Genomic DNA, 900 nt, shown 5'->3' on the forward strand with positions numbered 1-900 from the left:
GCGCCATGTCTTGCAACTGAAACCACGGCGTCGCCATTTTGATGCCGAGTGCCTTAACCTCATTTGAGCGCGCGACTGCCATTCCGTCGTTATTCGATAAGACAACGACCGGTTTTCCTTCCAGGCGGGGATTAAAAACCCGTTCGCAACTGACATAGAAATTGTTGACATCGACCAGCGCGAACAACTGGTTAGTCGGGCCGTCCATGATCAGACGGCAATTTTGCGCACGACAGCGGCGACGACGCCCCAGATTTGTAGATCGTCGTCTTCACTTACACGAATAATTTTGTAGGCAGGATTCTCGGGGCGCAATTCGACTACGCCGCGCCATCGGTAGAGACGCTTCAAGGTGAATTCATTGCTGATGACTGCAACTACGATATGACCGTGCTTGGGTTCGATAGAGCGATCGACCAGCACCCGGTCACCGTTAAGAATGCCCGCGCCGCTCATGCTATCGCCCTCGACAGTAAAGTAGAACGAGGCCGCTTTGTGTTTGACCAGATAGTCATTGAGATCGAGGCCGTCTTCGATATAGTCGGCGGCCGGGGATGGGAATCCGGCCGGGACTTTATTGAGGAACAGGGGGATAGAACAAACTATGGGCGCTTGGGCCACTGATAGTGGCACAGACGCCAAGTTTGCTGGAATACGTGGTTTGTTGCTACTTAGAATGTTCATGGCTTATCTTAAATACTGTATGTATATCCAGCATAGTAAGCCTTTCCAACCCGACTGAAATACCGATTTGCAGGATTACAACGTCCTGAAAATATATTTTTAATTGCTTCCTGGATTTCAAAATCATCGTCTCGGTTTGGTCTTTGGCAGCGTCATTCCTCAACTTTTTCCCGCATCCAACAAGATAGCTTTTCAGTCGCTTCCATATTGCTTACG

General features: G+C 49.7%; 2 protein-coding genes. Both read right to left on the bottom strand.

The genetic code is table 11. The features are described 5' to 3' along the window. Positions 1-187 (bottom strand): Y-family DNA polymerase (locus ACVBEF_RS21255; RefSeq protein WP_447125882.1); only part of this gene is annotated, 187 nt, incomplete at its 3' end. Between the two features lie 23 nt (positions 188-210). Further along, positions 211-684 carry a LexA family protein gene (locus tag ACVBEF_RS21260; RefSeq protein ID WP_447125881.1) on the bottom strand — a complete coding sequence of 158 codons (474 nt, stop codon included), beginning with the start codon at positions 682-684 and terminating at the stop codon, positions 211-213. Between the last annotated feature and the right edge of the window lie 216 nt (positions 685-900).

It is taken from the genome of Glaciimonas sp. GG7 (assembly GCF_052976905.1).

Bases quoted from the DNA above. Each gene is read 5' to 3' on its own strand.
- ACVBEF_RS21260 (WP_447125881.1), bottom strand. From the start codon at position 684: ATGAACATTCTAAGTAGCAACAAACCACGTATTCCAGCAAACTTGGCG.